At 52.5% G+C, this 20517-nt stretch carries 20 protein-coding genes; 17 read left to right on the top strand and 3 right to left on the bottom strand.

What is annotated here, in order from left to right; genetic code table 11:
* Positions 1-92 precede the first annotated feature (92 nt).
* The 13 genes from gyrA to rfaD all read left to right on the top strand — a co-directional run bounded on the left by gyrA (position 93) and on the right by rfaD (position 14848).
* Positions 93-2714: a DNA gyrase subunit A gene (gene gyrA, locus PY990_RS04965; protein ID WP_275270671.1), complete on the top strand. Its 2622-nt coding sequence runs from the start codon at positions 93-95 to the stop codon at positions 2712-2714.
* Positions 2715-2740: 26 nt separating this feature from the next.
* Positions 2741-3859 carry a 3-phosphoserine/phosphohydroxythreonine transaminase gene (serC, locus tag PY990_RS04960; protein ID WP_275270670.1) on the top strand — a complete coding sequence of 373 codons (1119 nt, stop codon included), beginning with the start codon at positions 2741-2743 and terminating at the stop codon, positions 3857-3859.
* Positions 3859-4950, top strand: coding sequence for a prephenate dehydratase (gene pheA / locus PY990_RS04955; protein ID WP_275270669.1), 1092 nt, complete (start codon positions 3859-3861; stop codon positions 4948-4950). The genes serC and pheA overlap by 1 nt, the downstream gene beginning before the upstream one ends.
* 10 nt (positions 4951-4960) lie before the next feature.
* Positions 4961-6088 carry a histidinol-phosphate transaminase gene (gene hisC, locus PY990_RS04950; RefSeq protein WP_275270668.1) on the top strand — a complete coding sequence of 376 codons (1128 nt, stop codon included), beginning with the start codon at positions 4961-4963 and terminating at the stop codon, positions 6086-6088.
* Positions 6088-6975 (top strand): prephenate dehydrogenase, encoded by an 888-nt coding sequence (locus tag PY990_RS04945; protein ID WP_275270667.1) that lies wholly within the window; start codon positions 6088-6090, stop codon positions 6973-6975. The genes hisC and PY990_RS04945 overlap by 1 nt, the downstream gene beginning before the upstream one ends.
* A 31-nt stretch (positions 6976-7006) precedes the next feature.
* A complete protein-coding gene (gene aroA, locus PY990_RS04940) occupies positions 7007-8350 on the top strand; it encodes a 3-phosphoshikimate 1-carboxyvinyltransferase (RefSeq protein ID WP_275270666.1) in 1344 nt (447 codons plus the stop codon).
* Between the two features lie 5 nt (positions 8351-8355).
* Positions 8356-9030 carry a (d)CMP kinase gene (gene cmk / locus PY990_RS04935; protein WP_275270665.1) on the top strand — a complete coding sequence of 225 codons (675 nt, stop codon included), beginning with the start codon at positions 8356-8358 and terminating at the stop codon, positions 9028-9030.
* 169 nt (positions 9031-9199) lie between these two features.
* On the top strand, positions 9200-10903 hold the full coding sequence (gene rpsA, locus PY990_RS04930) for a 30S ribosomal protein S1 (RefSeq protein WP_105029927.1): 1704 nt from the start codon (positions 9200-9202) through the stop codon (positions 10901-10903).
* A 44-nt stretch (positions 10904-10947) separates the two neighbouring features.
* Entirely contained in the window at positions 10948-11256 is a 309-nt protein-coding gene (locus tag PY990_RS04925) for an integration host factor subunit beta (protein WP_255411449.1), read from the top strand.
* An 81-nt stretch (positions 11257-11337) separates the two neighbouring features.
* Entirely contained in the window at positions 11338-11679 is a 342-nt protein-coding gene (locus PY990_RS04920; protein WP_275270664.1) for a lipopolysaccharide assembly protein LapA domain-containing protein, read from the top strand.
* The gene (gene lapB, locus PY990_RS04915; protein ID WP_275270663.1) at positions 11669-12889 is read left to right on the top strand and encodes a lipopolysaccharide assembly protein LapB; all 1221 of its coding nucleotides are present in this window, start codon (positions 11669-11671) and stop codon (positions 12887-12889) included. Before PY990_RS04920 ends, lapB begins: the two co-directional genes overlap by 11 nt.
* 13 nt (positions 12890-12902) lie before the next feature.
* Positions 12903-13826 carry a D-glycero-beta-D-manno-heptose-7-phosphate kinase gene (rfaE1, locus tag PY990_RS04910; RefSeq protein ID WP_275270662.1) on the top strand — a complete coding sequence of 308 codons (924 nt, stop codon included), beginning with the start codon at positions 12903-12905 and terminating at the stop codon, positions 13824-13826.
* A gap of 11 nt (positions 13827-13837) precedes the next feature.
* Entirely contained in the window at positions 13838-14848 is a 1011-nt protein-coding gene (gene rfaD / locus PY990_RS04905) for an ADP-glyceromanno-heptose 6-epimerase (RefSeq protein WP_275270661.1), read from the top strand.
* A gap of 257 nt (positions 14849-15105) precedes the next feature.
* On the opposite strand, the gene PY990_RS04900 is transcribed toward rfaD, so the two are convergent.
* Positions 15106-15459, bottom strand: a complete 354-nt coding sequence (locus tag PY990_RS04900; RefSeq protein ID WP_275270660.1) for a TM2 domain-containing protein — start codon at positions 15457-15459, stop codon at positions 15106-15108.
* A 141-nt stretch (positions 15460-15600) separates the two neighbouring features.
* Here PY990_RS04900 and rpsP point away from each other — a divergent pair, with 141 nt between their 5' ends.
* From rpsP to rplS, 4 genes are all read left to right on the top strand, one after another.
* Positions 15601-15855 (top strand): 30S ribosomal protein S16, encoded by a 255-nt coding sequence (rpsP, locus tag PY990_RS04895; protein WP_105029926.1) that lies wholly within the window; start codon positions 15601-15603, stop codon positions 15853-15855.
* A 150-nt stretch (positions 15856-16005) separates the two neighbouring features.
* Positions 16006-16572 (top strand): ribosome maturation factor RimM, encoded by a 567-nt coding sequence (rimM, locus tag PY990_RS04890; RefSeq protein WP_275270659.1) that lies wholly within the window; start codon positions 16006-16008, stop codon positions 16570-16572.
* Positions 16572-17312, top strand: a complete 741-nt coding sequence (gene trmD, locus PY990_RS04885; protein WP_275270658.1) for a tRNA (guanosine(37)-N1)-methyltransferase TrmD — start codon at positions 16572-16574, stop codon at positions 17310-17312. The genes rimM and trmD overlap by 1 nt, the downstream gene beginning before the upstream one ends.
* 120 nt (positions 17313-17432) lie before the next feature.
* Entirely contained in the window at positions 17433-17813 is a 381-nt protein-coding gene (gene rplS / locus PY990_RS04880) for a 50S ribosomal protein L19 (protein WP_275270657.1), read from the top strand.
* A 128-nt stretch (positions 17814-17941) separates the two neighbouring features.
* Here rplS and recG read toward each other — a convergent pair whose 3' ends face one another.
* Together recG and PY990_RS04870 are read right to left on the bottom strand one after the other, a co-directional pair.
* On the bottom strand, positions 17942-20053 hold the full coding sequence (gene recG / locus PY990_RS04875) for an ATP-dependent DNA helicase RecG (RefSeq protein ID WP_275270656.1): 2112 nt from the start codon (positions 20051-20053) through the stop codon (positions 17942-17944).
* Positions 20054-20074: 21 nt separating this feature from the next.
* Complete coding sequence (locus tag PY990_RS04870) at positions 20075-20458, bottom strand: RidA family protein (protein WP_275270655.1); 384 nt, start codon at positions 20456-20458, stop codon at positions 20075-20077.
* Positions 20459-20517: the final 59 nt, after the last annotated feature.

Raw genomic sequence — 20517 nt, 5'->3', positions numbered from 1 at the left:
GCAAGTGTAGCGCCAGGGATGTGACGCAGCCATTACCGGCAGCGTCCTAGATTGTTATTCCTTCAGTCAAATAATTCAACACAAGAAGAAACATGGATTCATTCGCAAAAGAAACGCTCCCGATCAGCCTTGAAGAGGAGATGCGCAGGTCGTACCTCGACTACGCCATGAGCGTAATCGTTGGGCGAGCCCTGCCGGATGTGCGTGATGGCTTAAAGCCGGTGCATCGCCGTGTGCTGTTTGCGATGCATGAGTTGAACAATGACTGGAATCGAGCCTACAAGAAATCGGCCCGCATTGTGGGTGACGTAATCGGTAAGTACCACCCACACGGTGATTCTGCGGTTTACGACACCATCGTGCGTATGGCACAAGATTTTTCATTGCGTTACATGCTGGTCGATGGTCAAGGTAACTTCGGCTCAATCGACGGCGACAACGCAGCGGCGATGCGTTACACCGAAATTCGTCTTGCCAAGATTGCCCAGGAAATGCTGCTGGACATCGACAAGGAAACAGTTGACTTCGGCCCTAACTACGATGGCAGCGAACGCGAGCCCAAGGTACTTCCTGCCCGGCTGCCCAATTTGTTGGTCAATGGTTCGTCAGGCATCGCGGTGGGCATGGCCACCAACATGCCCCCCCATAACCTGAAAGAAGTGGTTGCTGCCTGCCTTTATGCGATTGACGCTCCGGAGTGCACGGTTGACGATCTAATCGAGTTGATTCCCGCGCCAGATTTCCCCACTGCGGGCATTATTTACGGTATTCAGGGCGTGCGCGAAGGCTATCGAACCGGGCGCGGCCGTGTGGTCATGCGGGCAAAAACCCATTTTGAAGATCTGGACAAAGGTAACCGCCAATCCATTATCGTGGATGAGTTGCCTTATCAGGTGAACAAGAAATCACTGCTTGAGCGGATCGCCGAGCTGGTGTCTGAAAAGAAGATTGAAGGTATTTCTGACATCCGTGACGAGTCCGACAAAGATGGTATTCGCGTCGTGATCGAACTGAAGCGTGGCGAGGTGCCCGAGGTTATTTTGAATAACCTCTACAAGAACACCCAGCTTCAGGACACCTTCGGTATCAACATGGTCGCGCTAGTTGATGGCCAACCCCGTTTGTTGAACTTGCGCGACCTCATTTTCTATTTCCTGCGTCATCGTCGAGAGGTCATCACCCGCCGCACCGTGTTTGAATTGCGCAAGGCCCGGGACCGCGGCCACGTCTTAGAAGGCTTGGCTGTGGCCTTGGCCAATATTGACGAATTCATTGCAATCATCAAGGCCGCGCCCACACCCCCCGTGGCGAAAGCCGATTTGGTTGCGAAAAGTTGGGATTCCTCCATCGTTCGCGAAATGTTGTCGCGTACGGAACTGGGCGATTCGGGTGGTGCAAAAGCCTTCCGCCCCGAAGGTTTGCCAGCCCGCCTGGGATTGCAGGACGATGGTATGTACCGCTTGAGCGAAGTGCAGGCGCAGGAAATTCTGAACATGCGTTTGCAGCGCTTGACGGGCCTTGAGCAAGACAAAATTTTGAATGAGTACAAAGAAGTGATCGATCAGATTGCTGACCTGCTCGACATTTTGTCCAAGCCAGAGCGCATCAACCAGATCATCAAAGATGAACTGACGTCGATTGGCAACGAGTTTGCTGACGAACGTCGCTCAATGATCGAATTCAACGCCACCGAACTGGGCACCGAAGATCTGATCACCCCGCAAGACATGGTGGTTACCTTGTCCCATTCCGGCTACATCAAGAGTCAGCCACTGACCGAATACCGGGCTCAAAAACGCGGTGGACGCGGGAAACAGGCGGCCACCACCAAAGACGACGACTGGATTGATTACCTGTTTGTGGCCAACACCCATGACACGATTTTGTACTTCAGTAACGCAGGTCGCGTGTATTGGCTCAAGGTGTATGAAGTGCCTCAAGGTTCGCGCACCTCACGTGGTCGCCCAATCATCAATATGTTCCCCTTGGCTGAGGGTGAAAAAATCACTGCGGTGTTGCCGGTAAAAAGTTTTGAAGATGACGACAAGTATGTGTTCATGGCCACCAGCCTGGGTACAGTTAAAAAATCAAAGCTGAGCGATTTTTCAAGGCCCATGAAGCGCGGCATTATTGCCGTGAATTTGGATGAAGGTGACTTCTTGATTGGTGCAGCGATGACCAACGGCACCAACGATGTCATGTTGTTCAGCGATTCCGGCAAGGCAGTCCGTTTCGATGAAAATGATGTGCGCGCCATGGGTCGCAATGCACGTGGTGTTCGCGGCATGAATCTTGAAGAAGGGCAGCGAGTCATTGCCATGCTGGTGGCAGAAAGTGAACAGCAGTCCGTGCTCACCGCCACCGAGAACGGTTTTGGAAAGCGCACGCCAGTTTCCGAGTACACCCGACATGGTCGCGGTACCAAAGGCATGATCGCGATTCAAACTTCGGAGCGCAATGGCAAAGTCGTTTCTGCGGTGCTCGTCAACCCAACGGATGAAATCATGTTGATCACCACCGGTGGTGTGCTGGTTCGAACTCGGGTATCAGAAATTCGTGAAATGGGTCGTGCAACACAGGGCGTCACTTTGATCAGCGTGGACGAGGGTACATGGCTTTCAGGATTGCAGCGCATTGTTGAGTCAGATGCTGAGGATCTTGGTGAGGTGGGAGAGGGGGATTCTCCCGACGCGCCCGCTGCCACAGAAGAGTAATAAACGGTTGATTGCACAGGGCGAGCATGTCTAGAGTTTGGAATTTTTCAGCAGGTCCGGCAGCCTTGCCTGAGTCGGTCTTGCGTCGGGCGGCCGAGGAAATGCTGGATTGGCAGGGCAAGGGTTTGTCTGTAATGGAGATGAGCCATCGCAGCCCTGAATACACCCGAATTTTCGAGAAAACCCGCAATGACTTTCGCAAGCTGTTGAATGTGCCTGACACGCACGACGTGCTGTTCATGCAGGGTGGTGCTGTTGGCATGAATGCAATTGTGCCCATGAATTTGCTTCAAGGGTTTGAGCAAGCCGCATTCGTCAATACCGGTGCTTGGTCGAAAAAGACCACCAAGGAATTTTCGAAGTACGGACTAGCCCGTGTGGTGCTCGACAACGCGAACGCCCTGGCCAACACCGCAGCGGCGTGTTACGTACCTGAGTGCGCGGCCCTGCTTGACCGTGTGAATGGTCAGCAAATGGCCTATCTGCACTACTGCGACAATGAAACCATCAGTGGTGTCGAATTCAACGGACAAATTGAAGCCCTGGCTGGTCAGCTAGACTGCCCGGTGGTGGCTGACATGTCCTCAAACATTTTGTCGAAAACGCTTGATGTGACTCAATATGGTTTGATTTACGGTGGCGCGCAAAAAAATGTGGGCCCGGCTGGTGTCACAATCGTCATCATCGACAAAGCATTGCTCAATCGGGCCTTGTCAATTTGTCCTTCAGCATTTGCCTTTGGGACCGTGGCTGAAAACGGTTCCATGTACAACACCCCGCCCACCTATTCAATTTACATTGCCGGTTTGGTGTTTGAATGGTTGATCGAGAAGGGCGGTGTTCCATGGGCACAAGCGCAAGCCCAAGAAAAATCAGCCTTGTTGTACGACACCATCGACAACAGCGATTTGTACAATTGCCCAGTTCGCCGGCAAGACCGTTCCCGCATGAATGTGCCATTTACACTGGCTGACGAAGCGCTGAATTCCAGTTTTTTGAGCAAGGCCGCAGAACACGGTTTGGTGCAACTTAAAGGGCACAAATCGGTGGGCGGCATGCGGGCCTCGATCTACAACGCGATGCCCCTTGAGGGCGTGAAAGCTTTGGTAGATTTCATGCGCGATTTCGAGAAAACGGAGGCTTGATGAATACCCCGGATATCAACGCCGAGTTGTTGAAGTTTCGTGACCAAATCGACGAAATCGATCAGCAAATGCTGGTGCTGCTGAACAAGCGAGCAAGCTTGGCCCAGTCCATCGGCCATGTGAAAGCAAAAACCGATGCCCCGGTCATGCGCCCCGAGCGCGAGGCGCAGGTGCTCGACAAACTGAATGCGGCCAACAGCGGACCTTTGAACGCCCAACACGTCAACACTTTGTTCAAAGAGATCATGTCGGTTTGCCGCTCCCTGGAGCGCGAGGTACATGTGGCGTTCCTCGGTCCTTTGGGCACCTACAGCGAACAGGCGGTGTGGTCATTCTTTGGGCATTGCGTTCAGGCTGAGCCTGTTGACACGATTGAAGAAGCATTTCGCCAGTTGCAAGCCCAGCAAGTTGATTTTGCAGTGGTGCCTGTTGAAAACTCGACAGAAGGGTCGATTGCTCGCACGCTGGACGCGCTGGTGGAGTCAAGCGCGTTGGTGTGTGGTGAAGTGCAATTGGCTATTCACCATCAGTTGTTGTGTCAAACCGGCTCACTGGACGGTATTGAGAAAATTTGTGCGCACCCGCAGGCGTTGGCCCAGTGCCGTGGTTGGCTTTCGCAGTACGCACCGCATATTCAACAAGAAACCGTGGCCAGCAACGGTGTCGCTGCGCAAATGGCCAGCGAAAATGCAAAAGTGGCAGCCATTGCAGGCCAAGCGGCGCGCGAGCGTTATGGCTTGAAGGCATTTCAAGAGCATATCCAGGACGATGCGCACAACACCACTCGTTTCCTGGTCTTGGGCAATCAAATTACAGGGCCTTCCGGGCAGGACAAAACAAGTTTGGTTGCCTCAGTGCCCAATCAACCCGGGGCTGTTTACAAAATGTTGGAACCGTTTAATGCCGAGAATGTGTCCTTGACCCGACTGGAGTCTCGACCTGCACGCAACGGACGCTGGGAATACTATTTCTTTATTGATTTGCAAGGTCATCAAACTGAGCCTGCCGTGGCCAAGGCCCTGGATCAATTGAGAAAAAATGCATCCTTTTTGAAAGTGCTGGGTTCATACCCGGCAGCACAACGCAACTGAAAGCAGCACCATGCAAAAACTGACCGAGCAATCTCCTGAATTCATTCGTGCCATTGCCCCTTACAAGGCTGGCAAGCCAGTGTCCGATGTGGTCCGTGAATTGGGCCTCGATCCGAATACGGTGGTCAAACTTGCTTCCAATGAAAATCCACTGGGGCTGGGTGAAAAAGCCAAGGCAGCTATTGCACAGGCTGCGATGGATCTGGGCCGTTATCCCGATGCAAATGGTTTTGCCTTGAAAGCGAAATTGGCCGCTCGTCATGGCGTGAAACCCGAACAAATTACCTTGGGCAATGGTTCGAACGATGTGTTGGAGTTGGCAGCAAAAGCCTTTCTTACGCAGGGCACCAATGCCGTTTTTTCACAGTATGCTTTTGCGGTTTACCCCCTTGCTACTCAGGGCTGTGGTGCCGAGTCGAAGGTGGTTCCTGCGGTGCGTTTTACCCACGATCTCGATGGGTTTTTGAATGCAATCGATTCACAAACCCATGTGGTTTTCATCGCCAACCCCAACAACCCCACAGGTACTTTTTTGCCCCAGGAAAAGTTGCTTGCCTTTTTGAAGCAGGTGCCATCGCATGTCCTGGTTGTGCTTGATGAGGCCTACAACGAATTTCTGAAACCCGAGGATCAGTACGACTCTACGCAGTGGGTTTCACAGTTCCCCAATTTGCTGGTGTCGCGCAGTTTCTCCAAGGCCTACGGCTTGGCTGGTTTGCGTGTGGGCTATGCGGTGTCCAGTGTCGAGGTGGCTGATTTGATGAACCGCGTTCGCCAGCCCTTCAATGTCAATTCATTGGCACTTGCTGCGGCAGAGGCGGCAATCGATGATGCAGAATTCCTGCAGCAAACCTATGAGGTGAATCTCAAAGGGCTTGAGCAAATCGAAAGTGGCTTGAAGTTTCTCGGTTTAGAGTACGTGCCTTCTTATGGCAATTTTGTGTTGTTCAAAGCGGGAAATACGGATGACGCGGGCATGAAGGTGTTCGACGCTCTTCAGCGTTTGGGCGTTATTGTTCGCCCAGTCAATGGCTATGGTTTGCCGCAATGGTTGCGTGTGTCTATTGGCCTGCCTCATGAAAACGAAGCCTTTTTGGTGGCCTTGCCCAAAGCGCTGGCCAGCTTGCAGGCTTCGTGATGGCCAAGGGAACAATTTTCAACCGCATGCTTGCCATTGGCGTGGGTTTGATTGGTGGCTCAATTTGTCTGGCTGCCAAAAAAAAGGGTTTGGCAGGGCACGTGCTGGGTTATTCGCGCAAGCTTGAAACTGCTCACGAAGCCCTGAAGTTGGGAATTGTTGATGAGTGCATTGCCGGTCCAGGCGATTCGAATGTGCGCAATGTCGATGTGGTGGTTCTGTCCATTCCCGTTCGGCAATACAAACAGGTGCTCACCCAGTTTTTACCCTCTTTACCGCCCAATTGCCTGATTTTTGATGCCGGCAGTACCAAGTCGGATGTGGCCGTGATGCTGGATGAACTTGAGCCGCAATTTCCGGGTTTGAAAGCTCGGTTTGTGTTGGCCCATCCAATTGCCGGCGGCGAGTCGCATGGCCCCGCCGCAGCGGTTGCGAATCTGTTTGAAGGGCGGAATTGTGTACTTTGCCCCTTGCCACAAACCAACCCGGCGGGCTTGAAAAAAGTTGAAAACTTCTGGGCAGCCATTGGTGCCAAGTTAAGCACCATGAATGCCATGGATCATGACGAAATGTTTGGTGCAGTCAGCCATCTGCCACACCTGTTGGCCTTCAGCTATGTGGCTAGCGTGCTGGGTCACCCCAAGGGCGCAGAATTCATGAAAGAGGGTGGTGCGGGTTACAGGGATTTCACTCGTATTGCCGCCAGCTCGCCTGAAATGTGGGCGGATATTTTTCAAAACAACAGCGCCGCCTTGTTGAGCATGCTAAGCGGTTTCGAGGCGAATATTGCGAGTCTTCGCAAGGCGATCGAGAACGGCGACCGTGCCACACTTGAACGCATTCTCTCTCAGGCGTCTGAATACCGCAGTCACTGGAAGCAGAATTAATTCAGTCCAATTATTCAACGGATACTTTGTTATGTCAGATCTGAATTTGATCGAATTTCACGCCAGCAGCACCGAAAGCATGTCGGGATCCGCCCGTGTGCCCGGCGACAAATCAATTTCCCATCGTTCAATCATGATGGGGTCAATTGCTGAAGGCACCACCGAAGTTGAAGGTTTTCTAGAGGGCGAAGATGCACTCGCGACCATGAACGCTTTTCGTGCTTTGGGCGTCAACATTGAAGGTCCGGACAAAGGCAAGGTGAAGGTGCATGGTGTGGGCATGCATGGCTTGAAGGCACCGCGCCAAGTACTCGACTGTGGCAACTCAGGTACCTCTATGCGCTTGATGTCAGGACTATTGGCTGGCCAGGATTTTGATTGCATGCTGACCGGTGATTCAAGCTTGGGTAAGCGCCCAATGAAGCGGGTCATTGATCCTTTGGTGTTGATGGGTGCGAGAATTGAAGCACAGGAAGGGGGGCGCCCTCCGCTGCATATTCATGGCCGTACCACCTTGAAAGCCATTGATTATGTATTGCCCATGGCTTCGGCACAGGTGAAGTCTTGCGTTCTTCTGGCAGGTTTGTATGCGGAAGGTACCACCACAGTGACCGAGCCTGCTGTAACGCGAGACCATACCGAGCGAATGTTGCGTGGATTTGGTGTTGAAGTGATCACCGAAGGCTCCCGTGCCAGTGTGAAGGGTGGACAAACGCTGAAAGCCACCAAAATCGATGTGCCATCCGATATTTCGTCCGCAGCCTTTTTCATGGTGGCCGCCTCGATCGCACCGAAAGCGGACATTACATTGAAGCACGTCGGTTTGAACCCAACCCGCACGGGCGTCATCGACATTTTGAAGCTGATGGGTGCCGACATTGAGTTGAGCAATCATGCCGAAGTAGGGGGTGAGCCCGTGGCCGATGTGCGTATTCGCAGCGCATCTTTGAAAGGAATTGAGATCCCGGAGCATCTGGTGCCATTGGCGATTGATGAATTTCCGGTGTTGTTTGTTGCCGCGGCCAATGCGATTGGTCAAACGGTATTGACCGGCGCTGAGGAGTTGCGCGTGAAGGAGTCTGATCGCATCGCTGTAATGGCACACGGCCTTCAAAAGTGCGGCATTGATGCCGAGCCCACTGAGGACGGCATGATTATTCAGGGCTTGGGGCATGTCGACGGTTTGCGCTACAAGGCCACCAACATTGAGTCACAGGGCGATCACCGAATTGCAATGTCATTCAGCGTGGCGGCCATTCGTGCCCGAGGCACAATGGTTATACAAGGTGCGCAGACAGTTGACACCTCGTTCCCCGGATTTGTTGCTTTGGCCAATTCCCTGGGAATGCAGGTTCAATCGGTGTGCAAGGGTTAGGGCTTATGAGTATTCCCAACTGTCCGGTAATCGCGATCGACGGTCCTACAGCGTCGGGCAAGGGGACTGTTGCAGCTTTGGTGGCAGGAAGGCTTGGCTACCATTATCTGGATAGTGGGGCAATTTACCGGGTGTTGGCGGTGGCTGTGGCACAGGCTGGCCTGGATCCTGATTTATCAGACGATCTGCAACGCATCATTTCGATGGCGGCCAATTTGCCAGTGCAATTTCACGGCGACTGCGTATTGCTCGAAGGTATGAATGTCTCCGATGCGATTCGCACCGAAGAAGCCGGGGTAATGGCCTCGCGCCTGGCGGTGGTGCCGGAGGTTCGGGCCGGTTTGTTGCAGCGCCAACGTGATTTTCGCCAAGCCCCGGGCCTCGTGGCCGATGGACGCGACATGGGGTCTGTTGTTTTCCCTGACTCTTTCCTGAAGGTGTTTTTAACAGCCAGTGCACAGGTGCGGGCTGAACGTCGAGTCAGGCAAATTGAAGGGCGGGGTCAGAAGGCCGACTTTCAGGCAATTTATAGCGATCTGATGGCTCGCGACAAGCGAGACTCAGAGCGTGCTGTGGCCCCTCTAAGGCCCTGTGAGGATGCCTTGGTGTTGGATTGTTCCAACATGCCGATTGATCAGGTGGTCTCAACCATTTTGAATTGGGCGCAAGAACGCATTTAAACGCTTGATCAGCAAAGGCTTTCTTGGTACACTCCTATCCCTCATTTAATGAACCTCGCCGAGCTTCGACGATGGTTTTTTAGAAGAGAACGCCGTGGTTTTCAATCCCGAGAATCACGTTTTTGAACTCCGCCTTGCTTCCCGCAGTGGCGTGTTAAATCTCAAATTTATGACCACAACTGAAATTACCCAAGCCCCAGATAGCTTTGCAGCTATGTTTGAAGAAAGCCTGAACCGCAAAGAAATGCGTGCAGGTGAAGTGATCACAGCCGAAGTTGTTCGTGTTGATTACAACTACGTTGTTGTGAACGCCGGGCTGAAATCCGAAAGCTACATCCCCCTCGAAGAATTCAAAGACGACCACGGCAACATCGAAGTCAATGATGGTGACTTCATTTCCGTGGCCATCGAAGCCCTGGAAAACGGCTACGGCGAAACACTGCTGTCACGCGACAAGGCCAAGCGTCTGTCCGCATGGCTGAGCCTGGAACAAGCCCTGGAATCAGGCGAGCTGGTCACAGGTACCATCACCGGCAAGGTGAAGGGCGGCCTGACCGTGATGGTCAACAGCATTCGTGCTTTCCTGCCAGGTTCACTGGTAGATGTGCGCCCCGTAAAAGACACCACACCATTCGAAGGCAAGACCCTCGAATTCAAGGTGATCAAGCTCGATCGCAAGCGCAACAACGTTGTGTTGTCACGCCGTGCAGTGGTTGAAGCCACCATGGGTGAAGAGCGTGAAAAGCTCCTGTCCAACCTGCAGGAAGGTTCTGTGGTCAAGGGCATCGTCAAGAACATCACCGACTACGGCGCGTTCGTGGACCTGGGCGGTATCGACGGCCTGTTGCACATCACCGACCTGGCATGGCGCCGTGTACGTCACCCGTCCGAAGTGTTGACTGTTGGCGAAGAAATCGAAGCAAAAGTATTGAAGTTCGACCAGGAAAAGAACCGCGTGTCCTTGGGCGTGAAGCAGCTTGGCGAAGACCCATGGGTCGGTTTGTCACGTCGCTACCCAGCCGATACACGCTTGTTCGGAAAGGTTACGAACATCACTGATTACGGCGCATTTGTTGAAGTTGAGCAAGGCATCGAAGGTTTGGTACACGTCTCTGAAATGGACTGGACCAACAAGAACGTAGACCCCAAGAAAGTGGTTACTTTGGGCGATGAAGTGGAAGTCATGGTTCTGGAAATCGACGAAGAGCGCCGTCGTATCAGCCTGGGCATGAAGCAATGTGCAGCCAACCCTTGGGAAGAATTCTCTACCAGCTTCAAGAAAGGCGACAAAGTGTCTGGCGCGATCAAGTCAATCACTGACTTTGGCGTGTTCATCGGCTTGCCTGGCGGCATCGATGGTTTGGTGCATCTGTCCGACCTGTCATGGAACGAAACCGGTGAAGAAGCCGTGCGTCGTTTCAAGAAAGGTGACGAAGTTGAAGCCTTGGTGCTGGCCATCGACACGGAACGCGAGCGCATCAGCTTGGGTATCAAGCAGCTGTCTGGCGATCCCTTTACCGTATTTGCATCGTCCAATGACCGTGGCAGCATGGTAAACGGTACGGTTAAATCCGTGGATGCCAAAGGTGTTGTTGTTGATTTGGGCGACGACATTGAAGGTTACCTGCGTGCTTCCGAAATCTCCAACGATCGTGTTGAAGACGCTCGCAATGCATACAAGGAAGGCGATGCTGTAACAGCCATGGTAATCAATGTGGACCGCAAGGCCCGTTCAATCGCTTTGTCCATCAAGGCCAAAGACCAGGTTGACACCGATGAAGCCATGAAGAAAATTGCTGAAGAAAGCGCAGGCTCTGCTGGTACAACCAGCTTGGGCGCGTTGTTGAAAGCAAAACTGGGTAACAACCAGTAATCAGTCTGTAGAAGTGGCGCTTCCCATTCGGGAAGCGCCTTTTTATTTCAAGAACAATGACAAAATCAGAACTCATCAATCAGCTGGTCAAGCGATTCCCCAAGTTGCCTGTGCGCGACACCGATTTCGCTGTCAAAAGCATTCTCGATTCCATGACTCAAGCTTTGGCCGAAGGTCAGCGCATTGAGATTCGTGGGTTCGGCAGTTTCTCACTGACCCGTCGCCCTCAGCGCGTGGGTCGAAATCCAAAATCTGGTGAACAGGTGGTTGTGCCTGAAAAGCGTGTGCCCCACTTTAAGCCCGGCAAAGAGCTACGTGAGCGAGTTGATTTATACTCCAAGAAAGAGAGTTAATTCGATCGTTCTTCGGTGAAGCCTGAGTCATCACGCCGATGAATGAATCGGCGTTGATCCAACTACAAACAGGGGACCACCTTGAAAATACTTGCCTGGGTTGTGCGACTTGCACTCTTCCTTGTTGTTCTCACATTCTCCATTCGAAACACCGATTTAGTGACCGTCAAATGGTTGCCTGGGTTAGAAATTCAGGTTCAACTGGTAGTGGCTTTGCTGCTTGCCTTGCTGTTGGGCGCTGTGTTCGCATGGATCTCTTTGCTGCCCTCCTGGTTGAAGGCCAAGCGTGCAGCCTCTGTGGCCACAAAGAATGCTGAACGTCTTGAGCGCGAGTTGAATCAACTTAAAGTACAAGGCAATACGCCGGTTATTGTCGAAGAACCCATGCCGGCTTTGCCAATAGGCCCAAGCCATGGAATTTGAAACCTGGTGGTTGGTACTCGTCCCGCTAATATTCAGCTTGGGATGGATGGCTGCCCGACTCGAAAAACGTTCTGATGCATCAGTGCGTGGCCAATTACCTGCCTCTTATTTCAAAGGCGTCAATTTCTTGCTCAGCGAGCAGCCTGACAAGGCGATTGACGCTTTTCTGGAAGTGGCGGCAATCGACACGCACACCGTTGAGTTGCATTTTGCGCTGGCCAATCTGTTTCGAAAGAAAGGCGAAATTGATCGGGCAATTCGGGTGCACCAGTTTTTGACTACGCGTGAACAAATTACCCCTGCAGACCGGGAAAAAGCCACCTATGAGTTGGGTGTTGATTTCTTGCGGGCAGGTATTCTGGACCGTGCCGAGCAGGCTTTCCACAGTTTGTCGGGCTCGGACATGAAAGCCGAGGCCTCGCGCCAATTGCTGGAGTTGTACGAGCTCGAGAAAGCCTGGGACAAAGCCATCGCGCAAGCCCACAAGCTTCGTGAATATGGCGCGGACGTGCCTGCTGGCGATATTGCGCATTTTTATTGCGAATTGGCAGCTCAGTTTATCGATGCGGGAGATTTACCCAAAGCCAAGGCTGAGTTGCAAAATGCTTTGCTGACTGATGCACAAAATGTGCGAGCCTCCCTGTTGCTGGGTGATATCTACTTCACCCAAAACCAGTTTGAGGAGGCCATTGGTCAGTGGCGCGCTGCCGAGCGGCAGAACCCATGGTATTTGCCCTTGGTCGGGCCAAATATGTGGGCTGCATTCAAGAAGCTTGAGCGTGAAGAAGAGGGCATTGCAGCATTGCTGGAATATTGCACCATGTACCCGTCAATTGATTTGCTGCTTGTATTGGCGCAGGCTGTTGAGGAAACCAAAGGGCCGTTTGCGGCATTCGAATTGTTGCGTGAACAGGTTCGTGCCCGCCCCAGCTTGCTGGGCCTGGACAAGTTGCTGGAGCACCAGTTGCGCGGCAAACTGGACGATGATCGCATGCAAGACCTGCGTCTGACACGTGAGTTGATTTCCAAACATACGCAGCGCCTTGAGCGCTACCGCTGCCAGTCTTGCGGCTTTCAGGCCAAGAAGTTTTACTGGCAATGCCCGGGCTGTGCCAATTGGGATTCAATTGTGCCGCGTCGTGCAGAAGAACTTGATTTCTATCCTGTGTCTGCCAAGAAGGCAGCACATACCCCAGCTCACACCCATTAAAACAGGCTGAACAATGGTCGACAGGTCCCTATTCAAAGACGCAAAAATTCTAGTGGTCGGCGATGTTATGCTGGACCGCTACTGGTTTGGGGATGTGGAGCGTATCTCCCCAGAGGCTCCCGTGCCTGTGGTGCTGGTGGGTACCAAAGATGAACGCTTGGGTGGTGCAGCCAATGTGGCAATCAACGCCAGTTCTCTAGGTGCGCAGCTTTGCCTGATGGGCGTGGTGGGCAACGACGAACCAGGCCACACGGTGGAGGCCCTGCTCCAGAAAAGTGGTGTACGTTCCCGTTTGCTGAAAGATCCGAATTTCCCCACCACGGTGAAGTTACGCGTCATTGCCCGGCAGCAACAGCTGGTGCGAATCGATTTTGAAGAGCGGCCTTCGCCGGAGCAACTGACCACCAAAATGGAGTTGTTTGAGCAGGAATACGCCAATCACGATGTGGTGCTGTTTTCTGACTACGGCAAGGGCAGCCTGGAGCATGTGGCCGAAATGATTGCCTTGTGCAAAAAGGCGGGCAAAACTACCTTGGTTGATCCCAAGGGGGATGATTACGGCAAGTATGCTGGTGCCTCGGTTCTTACGCCGAACAGGTCTGAATTCAAGCAGGTGATGGGAAGCTGGAAAACTGAGGCTCAGTTGGTTGAAAAAGCGCAAACCCTGCGTGAGCGCCTGAGTTTGGGTGCTTTGTTGCTGACTCGCTCCGAAGAAGGCATGACGCTGTTTACAGCTGACGGGAGTTTTCATGTGCCCGCGCAGGCCCGTGAAGTGTTTGATGTGTCGGGCGCTGGCGACACGGTGATCGCCACTCTGGCATGTGCGGTTGGTTCAGGAATGAGTTTGCCGGACAGCGTGGCCTTGGCCAACAAGGCCGGTGGTGTGGTCGTTGGTAAATTGGGCACTGCGGTGATATTGCCAGAAGAGCTAAATTAAAGGATTTGACGATGAAAGTGATTGTGACCGGTGCTGCTGGTTTAATCGGCAGCAATTTGGTGAAGGCGCTGAACGAGCGCGGTATTACCGATGTGCTGGCTGTAGACAACTTGACCAAAGGTGACAAGTTTTTGAACCTGGTGGATTGTGAAATTTCTGATTACCTGGACAAAGCCGATTTTCTCGCGCGCATTGAGCGTGGCGAGTTTGGCAAGTTCGATGCGATCTTTCATGAAGGTGCCTGCTCCGACACCATGGAGCACAACGGCAACTACATGATGGCCAACAATTTTCGATACACCCAAACCTTGTTTGAGTGGGCGCAGCGTACGGGTACTCCATTTCTCTATGCGTCATCGGCGGCGGTTTACGGTGGCAGCACGGAATTCGTCGAGAACCGTGAGGTTGAAAAACCGCTGAACGTGTATGGCTATTCCAAGTTTTTGTTCGACCAGGTGTTGCGCAGCCGAATGAAGCAGGGTCTGAAGGCACCTGTATTCGGCTTTCGATACTTCAATGTGTATGGCGATCGCGAGCAACACAAAGGGCGTATGGCTTCAGTGGCGTTTCACAACTTTAACCAGTTTCGGGAGGGAGGTTCAGTGAAGTTATTCGGCCCATACGGTGGTTATGAGGCTGGCTGCCAGCAGCGAGATTTTGTCTCGATTGAAGACGTGGTCAAGGTGAATATGTATTTCTTCGAGCAGGCCAGTAAGGCACCTTCCGGTGTGTATAACCTGGGTACAGGGCGTGCCCAAACATTCAACGATGTGGCCCTGACTACCTTGAATACGCTGCGTGAAAGTCAGGGCAGTGCAGCCCTGAGTTTACAAGAGGCGGTGAAGGGTGGCTTTATTGAGTACATCGAGTTTCCGGATGCGCTCAAAGGCAAGTACCAAAGCTATACCCAAGCTGATTTGAGCAACTTGCGCGCAGCGGGTTACACCGGCAGTTTTTACAGCGTGGAGCAAGGTGTGGCGCGCTATGTGGGCAGGTTGATTAAAAAATACCTGAAACCATGAAACTAAAGTGGTGACTTTGACACTTATTAATGTTGGTTGATTCGGCCTCTTGAACCGAGTCGCCTGTAAACCGTTGGGGTTCCCCCACGTTTTAAGGGTAGGCCAACTGCTTGTGGAATCGCATACTCCCCTCAGGGGCGAGCCTTGCGACCAAGCAAGTGTCTCTGTCTCCTCAAGCCCTGTTAAGCCCGCTTTTTAGCGGGCTTTTTTTTGCGTGGCTTGTTCAGGTGGCTTTACTTAGGTGCTCAACTCGCAATTCAGCTGACTACGCCGCTGAAATACCATTGAAACAGCATGGCCAGTGTGGCCATTAGCGCGGTCATTCCAAAAGCCAGTGACAGGGCCACCGAGGCCACCACTGCGCCTGTGGTTTGCCGCGTGTCTGCGGGGTATTCCGGGTTTAGCAGGGTATTAAATTGTTCGTCCTTCATCAGACCGTAGCGCATGGTGTCTATCCAGCCGGCAAAAGCCGATAGGGGGAAGGTCAGCATGTAGAACCAGAAACGTTTTTTGCCAGCGTAGATCCAGTGACCGCCAATAGCGCCGGTCAGCAAGGCAAGCCAGCAGAACAAAAGCTTGGATTTGAAGGGTTCTTGAGGTGATGCATTCATTTTTTAAAACACTGCTTGTTAGATTGGATTACGCTGGCTATAATAGCGGGTTATCGGATTTCGTGTGTCGAAATCCCAATGATTCATTCGTTTGCAGTGGCCAAGGCTTGTGCTGCAGGCACTAATTTAATAGAGGAAATTATGGTCGTCATTCGACTCGCACGTGGTGGTTCTAAAAAGCGCCCATTTTATAGCCTGGTGGCTGCTGATTCACGCAACCGTCGCGATGGCCGTTTCATCGAGCGCATTGGTTTTTACAACCCGGTAGCCCCTGCCGGCTCTGAAGGCCTGCGCATTGCCATGGATCGCCTGACCTACTGGAAAAGCGTTGGTGCACAATGCTCTTCTACAGTAGAACGCCTGGTTGGTGAATACAACGCCAAGCAAGCAGCTTAATACTGCAAGCTTTAACACCGGCGAGTTTGATCCGGTTAATTTTGGAACAAACGCAGGTCGAAAAGCAGGTTGTTACACAAAGTCCGTGGATGCTACGTTCGCGGACTTTTGCTTTTGGTTTTGTGGTTTGCCCATTTTTGGACACCGAGCATGAATGTACCTGACGATTTGGTAGAACTGGGGCGAATTGGTGAACCCTACGGTCTGAAGGGCTGGGTCAATGTGTTGCCTTCATCTGAAGAGCCGGATGTCTTGTTGAAAAGCAAGCAATGGTGGGTTTCACGTTTGCCCGCTTCTGAAGGCGCAGCTGTGCGTCGCACGGCACCGCCGAAGTTCGAAGAACTGGTATTTGAGCCATTTCGTGTTTTGCAAAGCAAGCCACACTCCAGTCGAATTGTCGCGCACCTTGAGGGCATAGAGCAGCCCGAACTGGCTGCCCAGTTCAAGGGGCGACGGGTTTATGTATCTCGCGCACGCTTTCCCTCAACCGCTGAAGGTGAATATTACTGGGTCGATTTGGTCGGATGCCTGGTAAGCAATCTGGAAGGTAAGGTGTTGGGCACAGTCACTCAGGTTGTTGACCATGGGGCTCACCCCATTTTGTCTGTCAAGGGTGAGGCTGAGCAGGAAATGCTGATTCCATTTGTGGCCGCATATATTGTGAATGTGGACACGCAGGCCAAACAGATTCAAGCAGATTGGCAGGAAGATTATTGATGCCAGGCCCTCGCTTTGATGTGATCACCCTTTTTCCTGACCAGTTTCCGAGTTTGGTTGAGTTGGGTGTGGTGGGCAGGGCCTTGAAAAAGCAGTTGTTTGAACTGAACTGCTGGAATCCCCGCGATTTCACAGATGACCCCCATCGCACCGTTGACGACAGGCCTTACGGCGGTGGCCCGGGTATGGTGATGCTGGCGGAGCCCTTGGTGCGTTGCGTCAAGGCGATTCGCCAAGCGCGCGGTGACAGTGCGCCTTTGATTTTTTTAACACCGCATGGCCCGTTGTTGAAACAGGCGGATATTCGGGCTTTCAGCGACCAGGGTGCGGGCGCAATTTTACTGTGCGGTCGTTACGAGGGCGTGGATCAACGCTTTATCGACGAGTATGTTGAGCAAACTTACTGTTTGGGCGACTTTGTGCTTTCTGGTGGCGAGCTGGCTGTGGCTTGTTTTGTTGACGCTTGGGTACGTTTGCTGCCCGATGTGTTGAACCATGCCTTGTCGGCTAGCCAAGATTCATTTGAGGCGGGTTTACTGGATTGTCCACACTACACTCGCCCGGAAGTTTTTGAAAATAAAGCAGTTCCGAACGTGCTTTTGTCTGGAAATCATGCGAAAATAGAAAGTTGGCGTTTTGAGCAAGCGAAAGTTTACACGGAACGCTTTCGGCCTGAATTGCTGGGCAACCCTGATTCTGATTCAAAAAATCAAACAGGCAACGCTGGCAAGAAGGTCTAGGTTGGTGGATTGCTCGTATTGAATTTACAGGCAGACACCTTTTAATGTTTTCATCCTCTGGCGGTGCATACTCAATTCATTGAGTCAAAAAAGCCCGTGAATGATGATTTGGAGCTATCAATGAATTTGATTCAACAACTTGAGCAAGAAGAAATTGCTCGCTTGGGTAAAGAAATTCCCGAGTTCGCCCCCGGCGACACCGTAATCGTAAGTGTTCGCGTAATCGAAGGCACACGTTCACGCCTGCAGGCTTACGAAGGTGTGGTCATCGCCCGTCGTAACCGTGGTTTGAATTCGTCTTTTATCGTTCGTAAGATTTCATCTGGCGAAGGCGTAGAACGTACATTCCAGCTATATTCACCTTCTATCGAAAAGATCGAATTGAAGCGTCGTGGTGATGTTCGTCGAGCCAAGCTGTACTACCTGCGTGATCGTTCAGGCAAGTCCGCACGTATCAAGGAAAAGTTGCCCAACCGTGCGAACAAGCAATCTGCTGAATAAGCATTTTATTGTCATTCGCCTTGGTAGCATACCCTAGCTAGAACATAGCCAGGTAAAACAAAAAGCCAGTTCTTTGCGAACTGGCTTTTTGTTTTCCACACGCCTATCTGGGCATTTTTAGCTAATTTTTAACTCAACCACCAAGGTGTTTCTTCAATCCACCGTTGTATGTGCCGGCGTGTGTTCTCTGCATCTGGTGGCATTTGTTGAGCCAGGGTTCTCGCCAATTCCAGTAACTCTTTGTCAACCAGTGGGTCGGCGTAGCGCATCATCGGCAAACCCGATTGCCGCTTGCCCAGTAATTCGCCAGGACCTCGAATTTCCAGGTCTTTTTCAGCAAGATAAAATCCATCGTCGCTTTCATGCATGGCTTTCAAGCGCAACTTGGAGGTGTTTGATAAAGGCCCGCCATAGAGCAGCACGCACACGCTTTGCACGCTGCCTCGCCCCACGCGTCCACGCAGTTGGTGAAGCTGTGCCAGGCCAAAACGTTCGGCCTGGTCAATCACCATCAGGCTGGCATTGCCCACGTCTACGCCAACTTCAATCACTGTAGTGGACACCAGCAAATCAAGTTCACCTGCTGCAAATGCAGCCATGGTGGCTTGCTTCAGTTTGGCGTCTTGTTTGCCGTGTAGCAGACCAATTCGCCTAGTGGGAAGTTGTTCGCACAGGTCGGTGTAGGTGGCTTGTGCCGCCTGTAGGTCGAGTGTTTCGCTTTCTTCGATCAGTGGGCACACCCAATACACTTGCTGGCCTTTGTCAATTTCACCTTCAATGGCTGAAATGAGTTGCTCCCGTTTTTTCTGGGAAAAAAGTTTGGTGATGATGGGTTTTCTGCCGGGTGGTTTTTCATCCAGGTTGGACACCGCAAGGTCGGATAAATAAGTTTGCGCCAGTGTACGTGGAATGGGTGTTGCACTCATCATGAGTTGGTGGGCCAAGTGCCCATTACTTGCCTTGGCAATCAGTGACAGGCGTTGGGCCACGCCGAAGCGGTGCTGTTCATCGACTACAACCAGTGCCAATGCATGAAACTCGACATGGTCTTGAACCAAGGCATGTGTACCGATAACGACATCGATTTCTCCCTCAGCAAGTGCACTCAGGGTGCGGTCTTTTTCACTTTTTTTCATGGCACCCTGAAGTTTCGCGCAGCGCACGCCCACCGCTTCAAACAATGGCGTTAGCTTGTGGTGGTGCTGTGCCGCCAACACTTCGGTGGGCGCCAAAATTGCGGCCTGTTTTCCGTTCTCGATGGTTCGCAAACAGGCCAGCGCAGCCACCAGTGTTTTGCCGCTTCCCACGTCGCCCTGAAGCAAACGTTGCATGGGATAGGGGTTGGCGAGGTCTTCGAAAATTTCCTGGCAGGCTCGTTCCTGAGCCCCTGTCAGCTTGAAGGGCAATTGGGCTATGAACTGCCGGACCAAGCTGGTTTTTGAGGTTTTCAAGGCTTTTAGCGGACTTGCCTTTTCCTGGGTGCGCTGTTGTCGGTATTCACGAAGCAACAGTTGTTGGGCCAGAAGTTCATCTACCTTCACACGTGTCCAGGCAGGATGGGTGCGCAAGTTCAGGTCATAGAGTTCTTCGGGTTTGGCCTGGCCATGCAAGGTTTGCAGGGCAGTTGGCCAAGATAGCAACTTGTATTTTTTGCACAGCTTGGTGGGCAAGGTATCGATGAAACAGGCTGCCGGCAGCTTTTTCATCCAGCGGTGCCAGTCGCTTTGTTTCAATTGCCCGGTGCTGGGATAAACAGGTTCAAGTACGGCATTCGAGTTTGTCGTGGCCGCTTTTTGGTTGGCGGTTTCATCCAGGGTCCCAGGCGGGGCAATTTTCACGGTGGGGTGCACCATCTCGAATGTGCCGTAGCCCTGCCGGATTTGACCGCTGATTTGAATTCGGGTGCCTTCGCGGAGTTTTTGCTGCAGCCCGGGGTAGAAATGAAGCCAACGCAATAGCAAGCTGGTGTCGCCGTCTTCAACCCAAACCCGCAGTTGTTTGCGTGGGTGGTATTGCACTTCGGTGCCAACCACGGTGGCCAGCAAGTTCACCTTTTGCCCAAGCTGAAGTGAGTCCATGGCCGTGATTGAGGCCTTGTCTTCAAAACGAAGTGGCAGGTGCAAGGCCAGTCCCATCCAGTGCGGGGCTGTCAGCAGGCTGCCCACCGCGTCTGCAACAGACAAGGGCAGCGGCAGCAGCTCCTCGAAGCAGGGTGGTTGTTGGGGGGCTGCTGCGGTCAAGTGTTTGACTTGAGTAGGCTGTTACAGGGACAAAATGGCTTCAACTTCAAAACGTGCACCCTTGGGCAGGCTGGCCACCCCCACCGTAGACCGGGCGGGGAATGGGGCAGACACGTACTCTTGCATAATGGCGTTGACTTGGGCGAATTCACTGAGGTCGGTCAGGAACAAGGTGAATTTCACGACGTTGGCCAGGCTGCCGCCTGCTTCTTCGGCAACGGCTTTCAAGTTGCTGAATGCCTGGCGTGCCTGCTCCTCGGTGCCAGGGCCGATCAAGTCGCCGGTGGCAGGGTTCAGGCCAATTTGGCCCGAGGTGAATACGAGGTTACCGAGCTTGATGGCTTGGCTGTACGGGCCGATTGCGGCGGGGGCTTTGGAGGTGGAAACAACAGTAGCTTGTGTCATTTTGAGTGCAGTTTGTGTTTGGGTAAATGGATCTAAATTCGCTCAGTTGCCATGATAAC

This window comes from Limnobacter olei (genome assembly GCF_029087225.1).
Lineage (GTDB): Bacteria > Pseudomonadota > Gammaproteobacteria > Burkholderiales > Burkholderiaceae_B > Limnobacter > Limnobacter olei.
This window is presented reverse-complemented; position numbering and strand designations above follow the sequence as displayed.

What these genes read in the sequence shown, in the direction of transcription:
- gyrA (WP_275270671.1), top strand. Translation starts at nt 93, where the DNA reads ATGGATTCATTCGCAAAAGAAACGCTCCCGATCAGCCTTGAAGAGGAG.
- serC (WP_275270670.1), top strand. Translation starts at nt 2,741, where the DNA reads ATGTCTAGAGTTTGGAATTTTTCAGCAGGTCCGGCAGCCTTGCCTGAG.
- pheA (WP_275270669.1), top strand. Translation starts at nt 3,859, where the DNA reads ATGAATACCCCGGATATCAACGCCGAGTTGTTGAAGTTTCGTGACCAA.
- hisC (WP_275270668.1), top strand. Translation starts at nt 4,961, where the DNA reads ATGCAAAAACTGACCGAGCAATCTCCTGAATTCATTCGTGCCATTGCC.
- PY990_RS04945 (WP_275270667.1), top strand. Translation starts at nt 6,088, where the DNA reads ATGGCCAAGGGAACAATTTTCAACCGCATGCTTGCCATTGGCGTGGGT.
- aroA (WP_275270666.1), top strand. Translation starts at nt 7,007, where the DNA reads ATGTCAGATCTGAATTTGATCGAATTTCACGCCAGCAGCACCGAAAGC.
- cmk (WP_275270665.1), top strand. Translation starts at nt 8,356, where the DNA reads ATGAGTATTCCCAACTGTCCGGTAATCGCGATCGACGGTCCTACAGCG.
- rpsA (WP_105029927.1), top strand. Translation starts at nt 9,200, where the DNA reads ATGACCACAACTGAAATTACCCAAGCCCCAGATAGCTTTGCAGCTATG.
- lapB (WP_275270663.1), top strand. Translation starts at nt 11,669, where the DNA reads ATGGAATTTGAAACCTGGTGGTTGGTACTCGTCCCGCTAATATTCAGC.
- rfaE1 (WP_275270662.1), top strand. Translation starts at nt 12,903, where the DNA reads ATGGTCGACAGGTCCCTATTCAAAGACGCAAAAATTCTAGTGGTCGGC.
- rfaD (WP_275270661.1), top strand. Translation starts at nt 13,838, where the DNA reads ATGAAAGTGATTGTGACCGGTGCTGCTGGTTTAATCGGCAGCAATTTG.
- PY990_RS04900 (WP_275270660.1), bottom strand. Translation starts at nt 15,459, where the DNA reads ATGAATGCATCACCTCAAGAACCCTTCAAATCCAAGCTTTTGTTCTGC.
- rpsP (WP_105029926.1), top strand. Translation starts at nt 15,601, where the DNA reads ATGGTCGTCATTCGACTCGCACGTGGTGGTTCTAAAAAGCGCCCATTT.
- rimM (WP_275270659.1), top strand. Translation starts at nt 16,006, where the DNA reads ATGAATGTACCTGACGATTTGGTAGAACTGGGGCGAATTGGTGAACCC.
- trmD (WP_275270658.1), top strand. Translation starts at nt 16,572, where the DNA reads ATGCCAGGCCCTCGCTTTGATGTGATCACCCTTTTTCCTGACCAGTTT.
- rplS (WP_275270657.1), top strand. Translation starts at nt 17,433, where the DNA reads ATGAATTTGATTCAACAACTTGAGCAAGAAGAAATTGCTCGCTTGGGT.
- PY990_RS04870 (WP_275270655.1), bottom strand. Translation starts at nt 20,458, where the DNA reads ATGACACAAGCTACTGTTGTTTCCACCTCCAAAGCCCCCGCCGCAATC.